Source organism: Variovorax sp. ISS6, from assembly GCF_056523145.1.
The window spans coordinates 1,593,650-1,612,191 of sequence record NZ_JAWRZC010000001.1 but is presented as its reverse complement, the minus strand read 5'-3'; the positions used below and the strand labels follow the sequence as shown (position 1 = coordinate 1,612,191).

The 18,542-nt window shown below is 72.2% G+C and carries 20 protein-coding genes; 13 read left to right on the top strand and 7 right to left on the bottom strand.

Annotated features, from left to right (window positions below; translation table 11 throughout):
* Positions 1-20 precede the first annotated feature (20 nt).
* Entirely contained in the window at positions 21-284 is a 264-nt protein-coding gene (locus AC1HIL_RS07510) for a hypothetical protein (RefSeq protein WP_261209155.1), read from the top strand.
* Between the two features lie 19 nt (positions 285-303).
* On the opposite strand, the gene rpe is transcribed toward AC1HIL_RS07510, so the two are convergent.
* The 3 genes from rpe to AC1HIL_RS07495 are packed head-to-tail and all read right to left on the bottom strand — an operon-like array spanning position 304 to position 1,749.
* On the bottom strand, positions 304-993 hold the full coding sequence (gene rpe, locus AC1HIL_RS07505) for a ribulose-phosphate 3-epimerase (protein ID WP_057593315.1): 690 nt from the start codon (positions 991-993) through the stop codon (positions 304-306).
* 50 nt (positions 994-1,043) lie between these two features.
* On the bottom strand, positions 1,044-1,469 hold the full coding sequence (locus AC1HIL_RS07500) for a PIN domain-containing protein (RefSeq protein WP_479671496.1): 426 nt from the start codon (positions 1,467-1,469) through the stop codon (positions 1,044-1,046).
* 4 nt (positions 1,470-1,473) lie between these two features.
* Positions 1,474-1,749 (bottom strand): type II toxin-antitoxin system Phd/YefM family antitoxin, encoded by a 276-nt coding sequence (locus tag AC1HIL_RS07495; RefSeq protein WP_057593318.1) that lies wholly within the window; start codon positions 1,747-1,749, stop codon positions 1,474-1,476.
* A gap of 99 nt (positions 1,750-1,848) precedes the next feature.
* Between AC1HIL_RS07495 and apaG the strand changes: the two genes are divergently transcribed.
* The 5 genes from apaG (at position 1,849) to thiL (ending at position 7,800) form a co-directional block, all read left to right on the top strand.
* Positions 1,849-2,244, top strand: coding sequence for a Co2+/Mg2+ efflux protein ApaG (apaG, locus tag AC1HIL_RS07490; protein WP_261209182.1), 396 nt, complete (start codon positions 1,849-1,851; stop codon positions 2,242-2,244).
* A gap of 78 nt (positions 2,245-2,322) precedes the next feature.
* A complete protein-coding gene (locus tag AC1HIL_RS07485; protein WP_479671495.1) occupies positions 2,323-4,299 on the top strand; it encodes a site-specific recombinase in 1,977 nt (658 codons plus the stop codon).
* The gene (locus AC1HIL_RS07480) at positions 4,296-5,570 is read left to right on the top strand and encodes a cation:proton antiporter (RefSeq protein WP_057593323.1); all 1,275 of its coding nucleotides are present in this window, start codon (positions 4,296-4,298) and stop codon (positions 5,568-5,570) included. Before AC1HIL_RS07485 ends, AC1HIL_RS07480 begins: the two co-directional genes overlap by 4 nt.
* Positions 5,567-6,787: a YbdK family carboxylate-amine ligase gene (locus AC1HIL_RS07475; RefSeq protein WP_261209187.1), complete on the top strand. Its 1,221-nt coding sequence runs from the start codon at positions 5,567-5,569 to the stop codon at positions 6,785-6,787. Before AC1HIL_RS07480 ends, AC1HIL_RS07475 begins: the two co-directional genes overlap by 4 nt.
* Before the next feature lie 38 nt (positions 6,788-6,825).
* Positions 6,826-7,800, top strand: coding sequence for a thiamine-phosphate kinase (thiL, locus tag AC1HIL_RS07470; protein WP_479671494.1), 975 nt, complete (start codon positions 6,826-6,828; stop codon positions 7,798-7,800).
* Between the two features lie 13 nt (positions 7,801-7,813).
* Here the strand turns inward: thiL and AC1HIL_RS07465 are convergent, their stop codons facing one another.
* Positions 7,814-8,710 (bottom strand): LysR family transcriptional regulator, encoded by an 897-nt coding sequence (locus tag AC1HIL_RS07465; RefSeq protein WP_057593327.1) that lies wholly within the window; start codon positions 8,708-8,710, stop codon positions 7,814-7,816.
* A gap of 101 nt (positions 8,711-8,811) precedes the next feature.
* Between AC1HIL_RS07465 and AC1HIL_RS07460 the strand changes: the two genes are divergently transcribed.
* On the top strand, positions 8,812-9,825 hold the full coding sequence (locus AC1HIL_RS07460; RefSeq protein ID WP_479671493.1) for a Bug family tripartite tricarboxylate transporter substrate binding protein: 1,014 nt from the start codon (positions 8,812-8,814) through the stop codon (positions 9,823-9,825).
* 11 nt (positions 9,826-9,836) lie between these two features.
* Positions 9,837-11,543 (top strand): FAD-dependent oxidoreductase, encoded by a 1,707-nt coding sequence (locus AC1HIL_RS07455; protein WP_057593329.1) that lies wholly within the window; start codon positions 9,837-9,839, stop codon positions 11,541-11,543.
* Here AC1HIL_RS07455 and AC1HIL_RS07450 read toward each other — a convergent pair.
* Positions 11,540-13,009, bottom strand: coding sequence for an MFS transporter (locus AC1HIL_RS07450; RefSeq protein WP_479671492.1), 1,470 nt, complete (start codon positions 13,007-13,009; stop codon positions 11,540-11,542). The genes AC1HIL_RS07455 and AC1HIL_RS07450 overlap by 4 nt on opposite strands.
* A 211-nt stretch (positions 13,010-13,220) precedes the next feature.
* On the opposite strand from AC1HIL_RS07450, the gene AC1HIL_RS07445 reads away from it, so the two are divergent.
* On the top strand, positions 13,221-13,748 hold the full coding sequence (locus AC1HIL_RS07445) for a phosphatidylglycerophosphatase A family protein (protein ID WP_057595781.1): 528 nt from the start codon (positions 13,221-13,223) through the stop codon (positions 13,746-13,748).
* Positions 13,749-13,759: 11 nt separating this feature from the next.
* Complete coding sequence (locus tag AC1HIL_RS07440; protein ID WP_479671491.1) at positions 13,760-14,290, top strand: CinA family protein; 531 nt, start codon at positions 13,760-13,762, stop codon at positions 14,288-14,290.
* On the opposite strand, the gene AC1HIL_RS07435 is transcribed toward AC1HIL_RS07440, so the two are convergent.
* On the bottom strand, positions 14,291-15,475 hold the full coding sequence (locus AC1HIL_RS07435) for an Acg family FMN-binding oxidoreductase (protein WP_057595777.1): 1,185 nt from the start codon (positions 15,473-15,475) through the stop codon (positions 14,291-14,293).
* Between the two features lie 78 nt (positions 15,476-15,553).
* Here AC1HIL_RS07435 and AC1HIL_RS07430 point away from each other — a divergent pair, with 78 nt between their 5' ends.
* Genes AC1HIL_RS07430 through AC1HIL_RS07420 form a run of 3 tightly spaced genes read left to right on the top strand, consistent with a single transcriptional unit; the run spans position 15,554 to position 17,333 of the window.
* A complete protein-coding gene (locus AC1HIL_RS07430; RefSeq protein ID WP_057595776.1) occupies positions 15,554-16,450 on the top strand; it encodes a LysR family transcriptional regulator in 897 nt (298 codons plus the stop codon).
* Between the two features lie 41 nt (positions 16,451-16,491).
* Positions 16,492-16,989, top strand: a complete 498-nt coding sequence (locus tag AC1HIL_RS07425) for a nuclear transport factor 2 family protein (protein WP_057595775.1) — start codon at positions 16,492-16,494, stop codon at positions 16,987-16,989.
* 23 nt (positions 16,990-17,012) lie between these two features.
* Positions 17,013-17,333 carry a GNAT family N-acetyltransferase gene (locus AC1HIL_RS07420; protein ID WP_057595774.1) on the top strand — a complete coding sequence of 107 codons (321 nt, stop codon included), beginning with the start codon at positions 17,013-17,015 and terminating at the stop codon, positions 17,331-17,333.
* On the opposite strand, the gene AC1HIL_RS07415 is transcribed toward AC1HIL_RS07420, so the two are convergent.
* Positions 17,323-18,516: an MFS transporter gene (locus AC1HIL_RS07415; protein ID WP_479672474.1), complete on the bottom strand. Its 1,194-nt coding sequence runs from the start codon at positions 18,514-18,516 to the stop codon at positions 17,323-17,325. The two genes, AC1HIL_RS07420 and AC1HIL_RS07415, sit on opposite strands and share 11 nt — an antisense overlap.
* Between the last annotated feature and the right edge of the window lie 26 nt (positions 18,517-18,542).

The window sequence follows — 18,542 nt, the reverse complement described above, 5'->3', positions numbered from 1 at the left end:
CGACCGAAGGGACCTTCTCCATGGCCAAGGACAACACCGCGCCCCGCAAGCAGCCCGCCGATCCGCAGCAGGATGCGGGCGGTGGCAAGACCAAGGTCGAACAGGGCGGCGAGTCGTCGCCGCGGCTGCCGCACGAGCACGACCAGTCCTCGGACAGCCAGCAGACCCGCGACGGCAAGCCGACCGAACGTGGCCGCCGCGCGCATGACGACGTGGAACGCGGCCTGGTCGACACCGACCAGGGGCTGCGCGCCGACAAGGTCGGCGAGCAGTCCAGGCGCTGATTGAAATGCCCGCGGCCGCTCAGGCGGCGGCCACGCCCGCGAGCTGCGTGCGCATCTGCGAGATCACGGCGCCGTAGTCCTTGGCGTTGAAGATCGCGCTGCCGGCCACGAAGGTGTCGGCGCCAGCCGAGGCCACGCGCGCGATGTTGTCGGCCTTGATGCCGCCGTCGACCTCGAGGCGGATGTCGCGCCCGCTCTGCTCGATGCGCTTGCGCGCCTGTTCGATCTTGCGCAGCGCCGAGTCGATGAAGCTCTGGCCGCCGAAGCCCGGGTTGACGCTCATGATCAGGATCAGGTCGATGTCGTCGATGACCCAGTCGAGCACCTCGAGCCCGCGCGCCGGGTTGAACACCACCCCCGGCTTGCAGCCGGCCGCGCGGATCGCCTGGATGCTGCGGTGCACGTGCGGCGTGGCGTCGGGATGAAAGCTGATGTAGTCGGCCCCGGCCTGCGCGAACGAGGCCGCGAGCGCATCGACCGGCTGCACCATCAGGTGCACGTCGATCGGCACCGGCGTGCCGTCGGCCGTCTTGGCATGCGGCTTGAGCGCCTGGCAGATCATCGGACCGAAGGTCAGGTTCGGCACGTAGTGGTTGTCCATCACGTCGAAATGGATCCAGTCCGCGCCCGCGGCGATCACGTCCGAGAGTTCTTGGCCGAGCTGGGCGAAGTCGGCGGAAAGGATGGAGGGGGCGATGCGGAAGGTCATGGGCGGCGATTGTCGCAGCCGGCCAAAGGCGCAGCGGAGCTCCCGGACTTCTACGCCTGCCAGGGATCGACGAGCGCCACGCCGGTGCCGACATAACCAGCCGCGTCGCGCGAGACCACCGCGAGGCCGTGCTGCGCGGCGGTGGCGGCGATGATCAGGTCGGGCTGCGAGAAGGTGCGCCCGGCCTTGCGGCCCTGCTCGACCATCAGCCGCCACTTGAACATCACGTCCTCGCTGACCGGCAGCACGCGGTAGCCGAACATCGGCCGCAGCTGCAGTTGCAGCCAGTCGCTGAGCTGGGCGCGCTTGTGGATGTCGGCCACCAGTTCGATGCCGAAGCGGATTTCGGCGAAGGTGACGGTGCTGACGAACAGGCTTTCCAGCGGCTGTGCCGCGACGAAGGCGACCACCCGGGGCTCGGGGCGCGGGCGCCGCAGCTCGGACAGCACGTTGGTGTCGAGCAGGAAGCCGCTCACGGCATCACAGCTCGACGCTGCGCACCGGCGAGGCTTCGGAGGCGCCGACCGACAGCTCGATGTCCCGATGGGGCGACGCCTGCAGCATGTCGACCAGGGCCTGGCCCGTGCGCGCGCCCTGCAGGCGCTGGAACTCCTCGGCCGCGATCACCACGACCTCGTCGCGCCCGTGGACCGTGACGTGCTGCGGCCCCTCGCTGTGGACGCGGCGCACCAGTTCGCTGAAGCGCGCCTTGGCGTCCTGCAGCGGCCAATGGCCTGGAAGAGAAATTCTGGTCATACCGACCAGATTATCCCTTCTTCGCCATTTCCGCAAGAAAGCCGGCCCGGCACCGGGAAGCTCCCCCCGCGCCAAAAACCAGCAGTTACCATCGCGCGCATGTCACACAGCCCCCTTTCCATCGAGGTCGAGCCGCGCTACCTCGCCGACCAGTCCTCGCCGAAGGAAGGCATCTACACCTTCGCCTACACCATCACGATCACCAACACCGGCTCCACCGGTGCCCAGGTGATCGCGCGGCACTGGCTGATCAACGACGCCTCGGGGCATGCGCAGGAGGTCAAGGGCCTGGGCGTGATCGGCCAGCAGCCGCTGCTGGCGCCGGGCGAGAGCTTCCGCTACACCAGCGGCTGCCGGCTGCAGGCCGCGAGCGGCACCATGCATGGCAGCTACCTCGTGGTGACCGAGGACGGCGAGCGCTTCGACGTGCCGATCCCGATGTTCGTGCTCGAGGCCGACGTCGGCGGCGCGCCGGTCTCGCGCGTGCTGCACTAGCCCCCGCCCGGGCACCCGCACGGACACCTTCCCGCTGCGGCATCGCCCTCCTCTTCTCCCTTTTCGATCCCTCTTCCCATGGCTGCCGCTTCGCGCGACCTGCAGGGGCTGCTCGCCGGCCTCGATCCTTCCGCCGACGTGGCTCGGCGCCACATCTGGCTCATCGACCTGTTCGACTGGCTGCGCGGCGACCGTGCCTCGCCGCAGGCGGCCATGGGCCGCGTGCTGCTGCTGCTCGACGCCATCGAGGCGCGGCCCGAGCTGCGCGAGCGCGTGCGCGCCTGGTGGCGCGCCTTCACGCGCGACGTCGACCTGTCGACGCTCCTGGCCGACTACGGCTTCGCGCCGCGCACCGCCTTCCTCAGCGAATTCAACGAGCGGCTGCGCCGCAAGATCCTGCCGGGCACGCCCGAGACCACCGATGCCTCGGAGCTGTTCCGCATGGTGCTGCCGGGCGTCTTCGACGCGCGCTGGATCGCGCTGCTCGAAGCCTCGCAGCTGGTGCGCATCGGCGCGCTGCTGGCCGATGAAACGAGCGACGACGGCGCCACCGTGCCGCGCTGGCGCGCCACGCTGATGGACGCGATCACCTACTGCGCGAGCCAGCTGGTGGCCGCGGGCTTCTCGTCCGAGCTGCGGCTGCGCATGCGCAGCACCGAGGAGAGCCGCCCCTTCCATGCGCTGATGGCCGAGCTCGACGAGCTGCGCGAGCGGCTGTTCGACGACCGTCCGCGCGACGAGGCCGCGGTGCAGGCGGCCTTCGTCGCGTTCCGCGACCGGCTCGATGCCTGCCGCGCGAGCGCCGCCTCGGTCTACGAGCACCTCGAGGACAACGGCATCTCGGTCGGCCTGGTGTTCCGCGTGCGCCAGATGCGCGAGCGGGTGCTGCGCATCCGCGAGCTGCTCGACGGCCTGATGTCGCCCACGCCCGCGGTCAGCATCGCGCGGCTGGTGGCCCGGCTGGTGCAGGCCGGCAGCGAGCGCAACAGCATCCGCGCGCTGATCGCCTCGAACTCCTCGATGCTCGCGGCCAAGGTCACGGAGCGCAGCGCCGAGACCGGCGAGCACTACATCACGCGCGACCGCGCGAGCTACCGGCAGATGGTGCGCAAGGCCGCGGGCGGCGGCGCGCTGACCTCGCTCACGGTGCTCGCGAAGTTCGGCATCTACGCGTTGGGCCTGTCGGCCTTCTGGAGCGGCCTGGGCTCGGGCGTGATGTACGCCGCCAGCTTCGTCGCGATCCAGCTGCTGCACCTCACGCTCGCCACCAAGCAGCCGGCCATGACGGCGCCGGCGCTGGCCGCGCGGCTGCGCGGGATCCGCGCCGACAGCGGCCTCGACGAATTCGTCGACGAGGTCGCCAACCTGGTGCGCTCGCAGGTGGCGGCGGTGCTGGGCAACGTGCTGGTGGTGGTGCCGGCGGTGGCCGCGCTCGCCATCGCCTGGCAGCTGGCGCTGCAGCGGCCGCTGCTCGATGCCGCGCACGCGGGCGCGGTGCTGCGCTCGCTGTCGATCGCGGGCCCCACGGTGCTGTTCGCGGCCTTCACGGGGGTGCTGCTGTTCGCCTCCAGCCTTATCGCGGGCTGGGCAGAAAACGCCTTTGTCCTGCACAGGCTGGACTCCGCCATGCGGTACAACCCCCGCATCGGCGCCGTCCTGGGTGCCGCCCGGGCCCGCCGATGGGCCGACTTCATGCGCACCCATATCTCCGGCTTCGCCGCCAACATTTCGCTGGGCCTGATGCTCGGACTGCTGCCCGCGGTCGCGGGCTTCTTCGGGCTCGGCCTCGACGTGCGCCACGTGACGCTGTCGGCCGGCCAGATCGGCGCGGCCGCGGTGTCGCTCGGCCTGCCGGCACTGCAGCAGCCGCTGCTGTGGTGGGCGGTGGCGGCGATCCCGGTGATCGGTGCGCTCAACGTGAGCGTGAGTTTCTATTTCGCCTTCCGGCTGGCGCTGCGCGCGCACAGCGTGAGCCTCGCCGACCGCGCCCGCATCCGCGGCGCGCTGCGCGAGCGCTGGCGCAGCCGGCCCACGAGCTTTTTCCTACCCGCATGAACCTGACGAGTCTCACCGCCGACCTGATGGGCTTCTGGTCCGAATGGGCCCGCCCCTCGGCCGGCCTTCCCACCGTGCTGTGGTCGCTGCTGCTGGCAGCGGCCGCCGCCTCCGGCCACCTGGTGCGCCGCTACATGGGCATGCCCAAGGTGGTCGGCTATTCGATCGTGGGCACCATCGTCGGCTTCGCCGGCTTCGAGGGCGCGATCTGGCCGCTGCGCGGCATCAGCCTGTTCCTGCTCGAGCTCGGCGTGGCCGTGGTGCTGTTCGAGGCCGGCGGCCGCTTGCCGCTGCGCTGGTTCCGCCACAACCCGATGGTGCTGGTGCAGAGCCTGCTCGAGGCCACGCTGACCTACTTCGGCGTGTTCTGGGTGCTGCGCCTGCTGGGCCTGCCCGACCCGGTGGCCAACCCGCTCGCGCTGATGGCGATCGTCGCCTCGCCGGCGGTGCTCAGCCGCGTGATCATGGACACCCGCGCCGCCGGCCCGGTGACCGAGCGCGCGATGACGCTGGCCACGCTCAACACCTTCTACGCGCTCGCGCTCGGTTATGCGCAGGCCGGGCTGATCGAGCGCGCGCCGCAGACCGTGCTGCAGAAGCTCTACCCGATCGCGGTGGTGCTGGGCCTGTCCTTCGTGGTCGGCGCGCTGATGGCGCTGGCGCTGCGCACCGCGCTGCGCGTGATGAGCCCGACCAGCGAGAACACCTCGCTGCTGCTGCTCGCGCTGATCGCCGCCGGCGCCGCCGTCACCGCGCACATCGGCGGCTCCGCGCCGCTGGCCGCGCTGATCGGCGGCGTGCTGCTCAAGACCCTGAACCCCAAGCCCTGGGCCTGGCAGCGCCAGCTCGGCACCGCGGCCTCGCTGCTCACCATGCTGATGTTCGTGCTGGTGTCGATCGTCGCGGCGCAGGCCGACTGGACGCTGCCCGTGGCCAGCGTGGTGCTGGCGCTGATCGCCGTGCGCATGGTCGCCAAGATCGCCGGCGTGGCGATCGCCAATCCCGGCAGCGGCGCGAGCTGGAAGCAGGCCTTCTGGGTCGGCTGCGCGATGTCGCCGCTGTCCTCGATCGCGCTCCTGATCGCCTCCAATTTCGCCACCGCCTCGCCCTTGCTCGGCACCATGATCACCCAGGTCGCGCTGCCCTCGATCCTGCTGATGGAGCTGCTGGGCGCCGTGCTTGCCACCGTCGCGATCCACGCGGTGGGTGAGAGCTCGGTGCCCTGGGCGCCCGAGGCCTTCAGCAGCACCGCCGAGGACACGCAGCGATGAGCAGCAACACGACCCCCACCCCGACCGCCGCGATCGACCCCGACAGCGACGACGTGCGCTCGGCGCCGCTGCCGGCCGATCCCGCGAGCCGCGCCGTCAAGCTCGAGCCCTTCAACAAGTCGGAGGCGCTGTCGCTCGGCGTCGAGCTCGAGCTGCAGCTCGTGAACACGCACGACTACGACCTCGCGCCGTATGCGGAAGACATGCTGCGCCTCATGGCGCAGACGCCGCTGCCCGGCAGCGTGGTGCCCGAGATGACCTCGAGCATGATCGAGATCTCGACCGGCATCTGCCATTCGGCGCAGGACGTGATCGCGCAGCTCACGCCGATCCGCGATGCGCTGATCAAGAACGCCGACAAGCTCAACATCGCGGTGGTGGGCGGCGGCACGCATGCGTTCCAGCAGTGGCACGAGCGGCGCATCTACGACAAGCCGCGCTTTCGCGAGCTGTCGGAGCTCTACGGCTACCTGAGCAAGCAGTTCACCATCTTCGGCCAGCACGTGCACATCGGCTGCCCCGATGCCGACTCGGCGCTCCTGATGCTGCACCGCATGTCGCGCTACATCCCGCACTTCATCGCGCTGTCGGCCTCCTCGCCCTTCGTGCAGGGGCAGGACACGCAGTTCGACTCGGCGCGGCTGAACTCGGTGTTCGCCTTCCCGCTGTCGGGCCGCGCGCCCTTCACCACGAGCTGGAAGGAATTCGAGGCCTACTTCGAGCGCATGACACGCACCGGCGTCGTGCGCAGCATGAAGGACTTCTACTGGGACATCCGGCCCAAGCCCGAGTTCGGCACCATCGAGATCCGCGTCTTCGACACCCCGCTGACCGTGGCGCGCGCCGCCGCGCTCGCGGGCTACGTGCAGTCGCTGGCCGCCTGGTTCCTGCAGGAGCAGCCCTTCGAGCCCAGCGAGGACGACTACCTGGTCTACACCTACAACCGCTTCCAGGCCTGCCGCTTCGGCCTCGACGCGGTCTACGTCGACCCCGCCAGCGGCCAGCACATGCCGCTGCGCGACCACATCCTGATGACCATGACCCAGCTCGAATGGCACAGCGAGGCGCTCAACGCCACCCAGGCGCTGGGCGAGCTGCGCACCAGCGTCGAGACCAACCGCAACGACGCGCGCTGGCTGCGCGAGCGGCAGGGGCGCGAGCGGCTGCTGGCGGAGGTGGTGCGGCAGGCGTCGCTGCGCTTTCGCGGGGCGGCGTAAGAGGCGGACAGCCGAACGCATGCATTTATGCTCGGCGCATGGGTGAATTCGACCTGATCCAACGCTATTTCCAACGCCCCGCCCTCCGTTCCCCGCTGGGCGTGGGCGACGACTGCGCGCTGCTCGCGCCCGCGCCGGGCATGCAGCTCGCGGTCTCCTCGGACATGCTGGTCGAGGGCCGGCACTTCCTCTCGACCGTCGATCCGGCGCGGCTCGGCCACAAGGCGCTGGCGGTCAACCTCAGCGATCTGGCGGCCTGCGGCGCGAAGCCGCTGGCCTTCACGCTCGCGCTGGCGCTGCCGGGCGTGGACGAAGGCTGGCTCGAGGGCTTCTCGCGCGGCCTGTTCGCGCTGGCCGACGAGCACGGCTGCGAGCTGGTGGGCGGCGACACCACGCGCGGCCCGCTCAACCTCTGCATCACCGTATTCGGCGAGGTGCCGGCCGGCGCGGCGCTGCTGCGCTCGGGCGCGCGCGCGGGCGACGAGCTGTGGATCAGCGGCACGCTCGGCGATGCGCGGCTGGCGCTCGAGAACTTCCGCGGCACGCTGTCGCTGCCGGGCCCGCTGTTCGAGCGCACGCGCGCACGCATGGAGCAGCCCGCGCCGCGCGTGGCGCTGGGCCAGGCGCTGCGCGGCATCGCGAGCGCGGCGGCCGACGTGAGCGACGGCCTCGCGGGCGACCTCGGCCACATCCTGCGCGCGAGCCGCGTGGGCGCGACGCTCGACGTGGACGCCGCGATGCACTGCATCGCGGCCGTGGCCGACGGTTCGGCCGCCGCCGCGGGGCTGGAACGCGACACGCTGCGCGCGATGGCGATCTCGGGCGGCGACGACTACGAGCTGGTGTTCACCGCGCCGGCCTCGGCGCGCGCGGCGGTGGAACAGGCCGGCCGCGACAGCGCGACGCCGGTCACGCGCATCGGGCGCATCGATGCCGAGAGCGGGCTGCGCTTCGTCGATGCCGCGGGCACGCCGGTGGCGCAGCGCTTCGGCTCCTTCGATCACTTCGCCTGAACGCCAGTCCTCCTCACAGCGTGCGCTTGAGCACGTCGAGGAACTGGCGCGCCGCCTCCGACAGCGTGTGGCCGCGCTTGGTGACCACCGAGATGTCGCGCGAGACGCGCGGCGCGCTCAGCAGCTTGATGACCAGCGAGGGATCGCCCGCCGCGCGCGCGAAGGCCGAGGGCATGATCGACGGCCCCATGCCGCAGGCGGTCATCCACAGCGCGGTCGAGAGAAAGGACACCTCGTGCGCGACCTCGAGCGCCACGCCCGCATCGCTGGCGGTGCCGTCGATCAGCGGCCGCACGCCATAGCCGGGCCGCACCGTGATCACCGGATGGCGGCCGAGGTCGGTCCAGCGCACCACGCGCGCCTGCGCCAGCGGATGGTCGTCGCGGCAGACCAGCGCGAGATGGTCGCGCAGCAGGCGCTGCGTCTCGACCTCGGCGCCGGGCCGCTCGGGCGTGCCGATGCCGAAGTCCACGTGCTCGCCGAGGATGCGCGCGATGAACTGGTCGGGCGCGCAGTCGCTGACCACCACGCGCACCTTGGGATGCTGCCGCTGGAACTCTCCGATCGCCTCGGGCAGCAGGAAGGAGGCCAGGGTCGGCGTGATCGCGATCGAGACGCGGCCGCGCTCGAGCGTGGCGAGGTCGCGAAAGCCGGAAGCGAGCGCATCGACGTCGCGCAGGATGCGTTCGGCCGCCGGCAGCATCTCCTGCGCGGCGGCCGTGGGCTTGAGCGAGCGCGTGGTGCGGTCGAACAGCCGCGTGCCCAATCCGTCCTCGAGCTGGCGCAGCAGCATGCTCACGGCCGACTGCGTGACGAACAGCCGCTGCGCCGCGGCGCTGAGCTGCCGCAGCTGGTAGACGGCGAGGAAGGCGCGCAGCTGGCGGATCGTAGGACTGAAGTTCGCTTTCATCAGGAAACATGATATTTGGTTCTGAATTTCTTGATTTACGAATGAATGCGCCCATCGTTCAATCGGGCGCCAGAACACGGATGCACATTCAAGGAGTACCGATGACCGCAACGATCGCCCGCGGCGCGATGCAACCGCCGCGCAGGCAATTGCTGCTGGCCGCGGCCGCCGCGCTGTGCGGCGGACCCGCTTTCGCGCAGGCGCCCGCGACGGGCGCCTTTCCCGACAAGCCGATCCGCGTGGTCGTGACCTTCCCGCCCGGCGGCAGCGCCGACGCGGTGGTGCGCATGCTGGTGCCGCGGCTCAACGAGAAGCTGGGCCAGCCGGTGGTGGTCGACAACCGGCCCGGCGCGGGCGGCAACGTCGGGCTCACGCTGGTGGCCAAGGCACCGGGCGACGGCTACACGCTGGGCGTGGGCGCGGCGGGCGCGCTCGCGGCCAACGCGAGCCTCTATGCGCAGATGCCCTTCGATCCGCTGAAGGACTTCAAGCCCGTGGGCATGCTGGCCGCGATCCCGTTCGTGATCGTGGGCCATCCCTCGGTCGCGGCGCGCACCCAGCGCGAGCTGATCGCGCTCGCGAAGTCGCAGCCCGGCGGGCTGTCGATCGGCCATGGCGGCAACGGCACGGCGATGCACCTGTCGGCCGCGCTGTTCGCGCAGATGGCCGAGGTCAGGCTGGTCGAGGTGCCCTACCGCGGCTCGGGCCCGGCCGCGCTCGACGCGCTCGCGGGACAGGTCCCGCTCGCGGTGGTCGACCTGCCCTCGGCGCTGCAGCAGATCAAGGCCGGCAAGCTGGTCGCCTTCGCGGTCACCAGTCCCGCGCGGCTGCCGATGCTGCCCGAGGTGCCGACGGTGGCCGAGGCCGGCCTGCCCGGCTACGACTCGACCGGCTGGTTCGGCGTGGTGGCGCCGGCGGCCACGCCGGCGCCGGTGGTCGCGCGGCTCAACGCCGAGATCAACGCGGCGCTCGGCGACGAACAGATCAAGGCCGCGATGCGTAACCTCGGCGTGGAACCCGCGCCGGGGTCGAGCGAGGCCTTCGATGCCTACATCCGCGCGGAGACCCGCAAGTGGGCGCAGGTGATCCGCACCGCCAACATCAAGCTCGAATAGACCCCGTGCGCATGAAGAACGACCTCGATCTCCAGGCCGACGTGCTGATCGTCGGCGCCGGCCCGGTGGGCCTCTCGCTCGCGATGGACCTGGCCTCGCGCGGCGTCAGCACGATCGTGTGCGAGACGCGCGCCTTCGCCGAGCCGCCGAACGTGAAATGCAACCATGTGGCGTCGCGCACCATGGAGCAGTTCCGCCGCCTGGGCGTGGCGCAGAAGCTGCGCGACGCGGGCCTGCCGGCCGACCACCCGAACGACGTGGTGTTCCGCACCAGCGTGACCGGCACCGAGCTCGCGCGCATCCCCATTCCCTGCCGGCGCGATCGCTACACCGAGACCGAGGGACCCGACGCCTGGTGGCCCACGCCCGAGCCGCCGCACCGCATCAACCAGATCTACCTCGAGCCGATCCTGCTGCGCCACACGGCCGCGCTGCCGGGCGTGACCCTGCTCAACCGCACGCAGGTGGCGGGCTTCGTGCAGGACGCCGAGGGCGTGACGGCGATCGCCACCGACCTCGACAGCGGCGTGACGCGCAGCCTGCGCGGGCGCTACATGGTGGGGTGCGACGGCGGCAGCTCGGCGGTGCGCAAGCAGATGGGGGCGAAGCTCGAGGGCACGGCGGTGATCCAGCGCGTGCAGTCGACCTGCATCCGCGCGCCCGGCCTGCGCGCGCTGATCCCGGGCAAGCCCGCGTGGTCCTACTACGCGATGAACCCGCGCCGTTGCGGCACCATGTTCGCCATCGACGGCCACGAGACCTGGCTGGTCCACAACCACCTCAATGCCGAGGAGCCCGAGTTCGATTCGGTGGACCGCGACCGCTCGCTGCGCGAGATCCTCGGCGTCGGCCCCGACTTCGAGTACGAGATCCTCAGCAAGGAGGACTGGGTCGGCCGCCGGCTGGTGGCCGACCGCTTCCGCAACGGCCGCGTGTTCCTCGCGGGCGACGCCGCCCACCTGTGGGTGCCCTACGCGGGCTACGGCATGAACGCCGGCATCGCCGACGCGCTCAACCTCTCGTGGCTGCTCGCGGCCAGCGTGCAGGGCTGGGCCGACGAGGGCATCCTCGACGCCTACGAGGCCGAGCGGCTGCCGATCACCGAGCAGGTCTCGCAGTTCGCGATGGACCATGCGCAGAAGATGATCCGCGCGCGCCGCGCGGTGCCCCCGAACATCGAGGCGCCCGGCCCCGAGGGCGACGCGCTGCGCGCCGACATCGGGCAGGAGGCCTACGAGCTCAACGTGCAGCAGTTCTGCTGCGCGGGCCTGAACTTCGGCTACTTCTACACCGGCTCGCCGATCATCGTGCCCGACGGCGAACACGTGCCGCCGGCCTATTCGATGGGCGCCTTCACGGCCTCGACCGTGCCGGGCTGCCGCGCGCCGCACTTCTGGCTGGCCGACGGCCGCTCGCTGTACGACGCCTTCGGCCCGGGCTACACGCTGCTGCGCTTCGACCGCAGCGCCGACGTGCGCGCGCTGGAACGCGCGGCCGACACCTACCGCATGCCGCTCACGGTGCTCGACATCGACGCCGCCGTGGTGCCGCCGGCCTACGCGCACCGGCTGGTGCTGTGCCGCGCCGACCAGCACGTGGCCTGGCGCGGCGCCTACATCCCGGCCGACGTCTATGCGCTGGTGGCGCGGCTGCGCGGCGAGCCGCAGCGCGAGCGCGCGACCAAGCGCGCGCTGCCCTGGGAAGGGGTGCTGGCCTAGGAATCAGCGCGCGTGGCCGACACCACGCGCCGCGCCAGCAGCACCACCAGCGCCGGCGCGATCGCGAAGCTCGCGAACAGCCACACGGCCGCCGAGCGCGCGCCCTCGACGCCGCCCGGCTGCGTGAGCCCGGCCGCGTTCGCCACCAGCCCGGCCACCGCGGCGCCGACCGCCATGCCGTAGAGCTGCACCGTGGTGATCGAGGCCGAGGCCAGGCCCTCCTCGCCGGCCGGCGCGCGCGACATCACGCGCGTCAGCAGGTGCGGCCAGCCGATGCCCACGCCGAGCCCCACGGCCGCCAGCGCGAGCGCGACGGCCAGCGTCTCGAGCCCGGCCGGCAGATGCCCCGGCGCGGGCAGCAGCACGGCCAGCGTCGCCAGGCCCAGCGTGCAGACCACCGGGCCGGCGCGCAGCATGCGGTCGGCCCCCGCGCCGCTGCGCCCCGACGACAGCAGCGAGCCCACGCTCCAGCCGCCGGCCATCGCGGCCGTGAGGTAGCCGGCCGCAAGCGGCGTGTGGCCGTGCAGCAGCTGCAGGAAATAGGGCACGAAGATCTCGGTGGTGGTGCCGATCAGCAGCAGCGCCACGCTGGCGTAGATCGCGCCCAGCGGCGCGGCGATCGAATAGGCGCCCGTGGGCAGCAGCCGCACGGCCGAGGCGCGGTCGACGCGCGTGGCGGCGATGCCGAGCGCCAGCCCCAGCGCGACGCCCACGGCCTGCGCCGGCAACGAGGCGCCGAACTCGCTGGCCGCGATCACCAACACCGAGGCCAGCAGCAGCGCGATCTGCGGCAGCGCGATGCGCGGCGCGCTGGCGGGGCGCTCGTGGCGCACGCCGGCCGCGGGGCGCAGCTGCAGCGTCACCAGCAGCGCCTGCGCGGCCGCCACCGGCAGCAGGGTCCAGAAGGCCCAGCGCCAGTGGCCGCCCTGCGCGAACAGCCCGCCCACCGCCGGCCCGCACAGCGTGGCCACGCCCCACATGCCCGACACCAGCGCCACCGCGCGCGGCCACAGCCGCGGCGCGAACACCAGCTGGATCAGGCCGTAGCTCAGCGCCGCCAGCAGCCCGCCGCCCAGGCCCTGCACCGTGCGGCCGGCCAGCATCCACGGCATGGCCGGCGCGAGCGCACAGCCGATGGAGCCGGCGCTGAACACCGCCAGCGCCGCGAGGCAGGCGCCGCGCGGGCCCAGCACCGCGAGCAGGCGCACCGACAGCGCCGCGCCGAGGATCGAGCCGAGCACGAACAGCGTGGTGCTCCAGGCGTACCAGTCCAGCCCGCCGATCTCGCGCACCACCGAGGGCAGCACGGTGGTCACGATGTGGACGTTGACCGCATGCAGCGCGACGCCGCCGGTCAGCGCGAGCGCGCGCCAGCCGTTGCGGCCGCTGAAGAGTTCGCCCCATCCGGCGGTGGCCGGAGGGTCGGCGCGGGATCGGTCGAGGGCGGGAGAGGAGGAAGAGGCCATGATGGAAGCGGCGGCCCGATGGCGCAGCGCCCGGGCCCGGATCTGGAAGGTGCCCGGATACTAGGCCCGTGCCTTGAATTAAACAAGCAATTGCTTTGATAAATAAAAACGAAGGCGGCGCCCGCCGCGGCAAGATGCGCGACACTCCCGGCTGATGCACGCCGCCGTTCCCGTCTCCGATCCCGCCCGTCCGATGCCCACTTCCGGCGCCATGCCCCCGCCCTCCATCCGCCGCCCGAGCGCGCGCTTCCTGTTCTCGCATCCCGCGCACTTCATCGGGCTGGGCCTGGGCTCCGGCCTGTCGCGCTTCGCGCCCGGCACCGTCGGCACGCTGTGGGCCTGGGCCGCGTTCTCGGTGATGCAGCACTGGCTGTCGCCGGCCGCCATCGGCTGGATCATCGGGGTCTCGCTGCCGCTGGGCTGGTGGGCCTGCACGCTGACGGCGCGCGACATGAACCTGGCCGACCCCGGCGCGGTGGTGTGGGACGAGGTGGTCGCGTTCTGGATCGTGCTCTGGCTGGTGACGCCGGCCGGCCTGTGGGCGCAGACCGTCGCCTTCGCCCTGTTCCGCTTCTTCGATGCCGCCAAGCCGGGCCCCGTGGCCTGGGCCGACGGCCTGTTCAAGCCGCGCGATGCCGCGCCGGTGCGCTGGTGGCACGCCGGCTTCGGCATCATGCTCGACGACCTGGTGGCGGCCTTCTGCGCGCTGCTGGTGATCGCGCTCTGGCGCGCCTGGTGAGACCCCGACCCATGGAATCCTCCTTCCCGCCCCCTTCGTCGCAGGACCTCGACACGCCCGAGCTGGTTGAGGCCCTGGCCGGCCTGCTGCTGAAGAAGGGCTGGCTGCTGGCCACCGCCGAGAGCTGCACCGGCGGCCTGATCGGCGCCGCCTGCACCGAGCTCGCGGGCTCCAGCGCCTGGTTCGAGCGCGGCTTCGTGACCTACTCCAACGCGGCCAAGACCGAGCTGCTGGGCGTGGACGCCGCGCTGGTCGAGGCGCACGGCGCGGTCAGCGAGCCGGTGGCGCGCGCGATGGCGCTGGGCGCGATCGCGCATTCGGCGCCGGCGCGCGTCGCGGTGGCGGTCACCGGCATCGCGGGCCCCACCGGCGGCACGCCCGACAAGCCGGTCGGCACCGTGTGGTTCGGCTGGTCGGTCGACGGCCAGGTGCGCACCGAGCGGCGCCGCTTCGACGGCGACCGCGCCACGGTGCGCGCGGCCACGGTGCGGCATGCGCTGCACACGCTGGTGCAACTGCTCGAAGCCCCGAGCGCGGCCTGATCAGGCCAGCGCGAACTCGCCCAGCGGCCGGCGCGGCGCAGGCGGCACCAGCGCCATCGGATAGCCGATCCGGCACAGCAGCTGCAGCGTGCGGCCGCGCGCGTCGCGCGGCGGCGGCAGGCCCAGCAGCATCTCGTGCGCCGCCGCGTGGTGCGCCGCCATTTCCGCGAACTCCTCGAGCGGCTGGCTCATCGGGTGCATGCCCAGCCCGAGGTCGGTGGCGCGCAGCTGCTGGCGCAGGTAGGCGCGGCCGGCGTTGAGCTGGTCGGTGCGGCTGTTGCCCGCGCTGCTGATCCAGGCGAAGCCCATGGCCGTGCCGGCCTGGTCGGCGTAGAGCGCCAGCGTGCGCTCGAAGGCACGGCTGCCCTCGCGCGCGGGCACCTCGCGGTCGAAGCGGCCCAGCGCCACGGCCAGCCGCAGCGCGGGATCGTTGAGCGAGAAGCCGTCGCGGTGCGCGAGGATCTCCTCGGGGCCCACGCGCAGCAGCCGCAGGTTCTCGCGCGCTGTGTTCGGCGTGGCGATCTCCACCCGCGCCGCGGCCAGGCAGAGCCGGCGCAGCGGCAGCACGCGGCCCATCTCGACCGTGCCGTCGGCGCGCAGCGCGCTGCCGTTGGGCACCGCCGCGAGCACGCCCTGCAGCAGCTCGGCCGAGACCGGCCGCGCGGTGTCGAAGCGCTGCTTCGGCGTGCGCCGGCGCAGCACCTGGGAAAACAGCGGATCGGGCGTGCCGCCGCTCGACAGCCGCAGCCGCGCCACCGGCAGGTGGCCCCACTGCCGCGGGTCGGCAGGCAGCTCTCCCTGGGGCCACAGCTGCACGCTGGCCGCCACGCCCTGCTGGGCCAGCGCCATCACCAGCAGCTCGAGGAAAGCGCCCTGGCCGATCACCGCCTGGCGCCCGAAGGGGTCGGTCTCGGGCAGCAGGCGCTCGCGGTCGCAGTACAGGACGATCGCATCGGGCTCGCGCAGGTCCACGCGCCAGGGCTGCCGGTTGTAGGCCGAGGGGGCGGTCACCGCATAGGCGAGCGCGCGCCGGCGCACGTCGGGCTCGTCGCCCGGACCGTTCCAGATCTCGAGGGCCGCGGCCGGCATGTCGTCGTGCAGCCACCAGGTGGCCAGTGCCGCGGCGCCCGCGGCCAGCACCACACCGCCTCCCAGCAGCCGGACAAAGTTTCTTCGCTCGTCCATGCCGGGAATTATCGGAAGGCGAAACTCAGATCACAATTAGACAACCATTGACAACAGATATTCAGAATTGAATACCCCATGCGGCGCGGCACCGACCTCGATTTCGACTGGCGGCTGATCCGCTCCTTCCTCGCGGCGCTCGACAGCGGCAGCCTGCTGGCCGCCTCGCGGCTGCTGAATGCGAGCCAGCCGACGCTGGGGCGGCACATCGCCGAGCTCGAATCGCAGCTCGGCGTGGTGCTGTTCGAGCGCACCGGCCAGGGGCTGCAGCCCACGGCCATGGCCACGCAGCTGGCCGAATCGGCGCGCGTGATGGAGAACGGCGCGCTCGCGCTGTCGCGCAGCGTGGCCGGCGCCAACGCCGCCACCGCGGGCACGGTGCGGCTGTCGGCCAGCCAGGCGACGGCGCGCCACCTGCTGCCGGCGATCCTGGCGCGCATGCGGCTGGAGCTGCCCGAGATCCAGATCGAGCTGGTGGCCAGCAACGAGGTCAGCAACCTGCTGCGGCGCGAGGCCGACATCGCGCTGCGCATGACCCGGCCCGAGACCGCGAGCCTGGTGGCGCGGCGCGTGGGCCGCTTCGCGCTCGGCGCCTTCGCGCAGCGCGACTACCTGCGCCGCCGCGGCACGCCGCGCCACTGGACCGACCTGCTGCGGCACGACCTGCTGGGCTACGACCGCGACGAGAGCATCCTGCGCAGCTCGGCCGAGCTCGGCGCGCCGCTGCAGCGCGAGGACTTCTGCTTCCGCACCGACGACGTCAGCGTCTACTGGGAGGCGCTGCGCCACGGCATGGGCATCGGCTTCGTGGCCGAATCGCTGGCGCGCAGCGACCCCGAGGTGGTGCGCGTGCTGCCCGCGCTCAAGCTGCCCGCGCTGCCGGTGTGGCTGGCGGTGCACCGCGAGGTCCGCACCGACCGGCGCATCCGCGCGGTCTATGATTTCCTGGTGCGCGCCCTTCCGGCCGCGCTCTGACCTTCTTCCCCCACCACCGCGCTCCCGGCGCCCGAGGCCCCATGACAGCCACCACCAACGCGCAGACCATCGAGCGCTTCTACGGCGCGTTCGCCCAGCTCGACGCCGCCACCATGGAAGCCTGCTACGCACCCGACGCGGTGTTCGACGACGAGGCCTTCTCGCTGCGCGGGCGGCGCGAGATCGGCGGCATGTGGCGCATGCTGTGCGAGGCCACGAAGGCCAAGGGCGCCGACGTCTGGCGCCTGCGCCATCGCGACGTGCGCGCCGACGAGCGCGGCGGCAGCGCCCACTGGGACGCCCACTACCGCTTCAGCGCCACCGGCCGCCTGGTCGACAACAGCATCGACGCGCGCTTCGGCTTCACGCCCGAGGGCCTGATCGCCACCCACCGCGACAGCTTCCCGTTCTGGACCTGGTCGCGCCAGGCGCTGGGCACGCCGGGGCTGCTGCTGGGCTGGTCGCCGATGCTGCGCAAGAAGGTGCGCGCCACCGCCGCCGCCAACCTCGCCAGGTACCTCGCGAGCCGACCCGCCTGAACACGACCATTGCAAGGACAACCATGAGCACCGACGACAACGCCCCGATCCTCTCGAACAACGAGGCCGAGCACCGCTACGAGGCCCGCATCGGCGGCGAGCTCGCCGCGCTGGCCGAATACAACCTGCTGACCGACGCGATCATGTTCACCCACACCGAGGTGATGCCCGCGCACGAGGGCAAGGGCCTGGGCTCGAAGATCGCGAAGCACGTGCTCGACGAAGCCCGCGCGCGCGGCCTGCACGTGATCCCGGTGTGCCAGTTCATCGCGGGCTACATCCGCAAGCACCGCGAGTACGCCGACCTGGTGCGGCCGGACATCCAGCGCGCGTTCAAGATCTAGCAGCGCGCTCGCCGTCAGGCGCCGGCAGCCAGGCGAAGGCCGCGATGCCCGCCAGCAGCAGCACGGCGATGGTGGCCAGCACGGCCGTGAGCGGATCGCCGCCGTGCGCCACCGCCACCGAGGCGGCGACGCCCGTGCCCCACTGCATCAGCGCCACGCCCATGAACATCGCCATGGTGAAGACCGCCATCGCGCGCCCCGTGAGCGCCGCCGGGTAGGCGCCGCGCACGTCGGCGTACTGCCAGACGATGAAGCCCGAGAGCAGGCCGATCAGCAGCATGCCGGCGATGTCGAGCCAGGCCGAGTGCACGAAGGCGATCAGCGCGAACAGGCCCGTGTAGGCCAGCGCCCAGAGCACGATGCGGCGGCGCCGCGCGGCGGGATCGGCGCTGTCGAGCCGGCCGAACAGCGGCGCGCCGACCAGCGAGATCACCGACACCGCGAGCGCGACGTTGCCGCTCTGCACCAGCGAGAAGCCGTGTCGCTCGATCATCAGCGGCCCGAGCCAGAGCCCGCGCAGCGAGATGAAGGCGGCGTAGGTCACGCCGCCCAGCACCACGATGCCCAACGTGTGGCGCAGCATCAGCAGCGCGCCGAACTGGCGGATCGCCTCGGGCACCGACTCGCGCCGCGCCGGCACGGCCGCCGCGGGCTCACGCACCCAGTGCCAGATCGCGAGCCAGGCCAGCGCCGCGGCCAGCGCCAGCAGCACGAAGCCGGCGCGCCAGGAGTGCGCCTGCACCAGCCAGGCCAGCGGCGTGCCCGTGACCAGCATGCCCAGGCCGCCGATCGCCAGCACCAGCCCCGAGACGGTGGCGAAGCGCTCGGCCGGGAAGTGGCGCGCGATGAACACGGTGCAGACCAGGAAGGCCGGCGCGCAGCCCACGCCGATCAGCGCCTGGGCCAGCACCAGCACCAGGTAGTTCGCGGACAGGGCCGACAGCAGCGCGCCCGCGATCGCGACCGGGAAGGCCACCAGCACGGTGCGCCGCACGCCGTGCAGGTCGATGCCGATGCCCATGAACAGCTGCATCGCGCCGAAGGCGAAATGGAAGGCGCCCGAGAAGATGCCCAGCGCCTGGGGCGACAGGCCGAACTCGGCCTGCAGCGGGCTGGCCATGATGGCGCCGACGGTGCGGAAGGCCTGGCTCAGCGCCACGCCCGCGCACAGCGCGAGCACCATGGCCCAGGCCGCGCGCGCGTTCAGCG